1 protein-coding gene is annotated in these 597 nt (G+C 54.8%); it reads left to right on the plus strand.

Annotated elements, in window-relative coordinates:
• Positions 1 to 597: PAS domain-containing protein (locus R7093_RS26585; RefSeq protein ID WP_318147197.1), on the plus strand; the 597-nt coding region annotated here is incomplete at both ends.

Consider the following 597-nt stretch of genomic DNA (forward strand, 5'->3'; position numbering starts at 1 on the left):
GTCGCAACCATTGTTGATGAAGCTTCCGAGCTGTACGACTTTAGCCGCGGGTTACTCCAAGGGGCGATAGAACATATGGGCCAAGGGATTGCGGTGGGCGACAAACAACTGCGGCTGGTGGCGTGGAACCAGCGTTACCTAGAAATGTTTGTATTCCCACCCGGATTAATTCAAGTCGGCCGACCGATTGCTGATGTGATTCGCCACAATGCTGAGCAAGGTTTGTGTGGCGCCGGCGAGCCAGAAGACCACGTACGCCGCCGCGTGTATCATCTTGAGCAAGGCACGCGACATACTTCTTCCCGTGTGCGCCCTGATGGACGAGTGATTGAAGTGCAGGGTAACCCGATGCCCGGCGGTGGTTTTGTAATGAGCTTTACGGACATCACCGTATTCCGCGATGCCGAGCAAGCGCTGAAAGACGCCAATGAAACGTTAGAAGAGCGAGTGCGCGCGCGCACCAGAGAGTTGGAGCAACTCAACAAACAGCTAGTGGCAGCGACGCAGCGTTCGGATTTGGAATCGAAATCGAAATCGCGTTTTTTAGCGGCCGTAAGTCACGACTTGATGCAGCCGCTCAATGCCGCTCGTTTGTTT

The organism is Vibrio sp. 1580 (genome assembly GCF_033340055.1).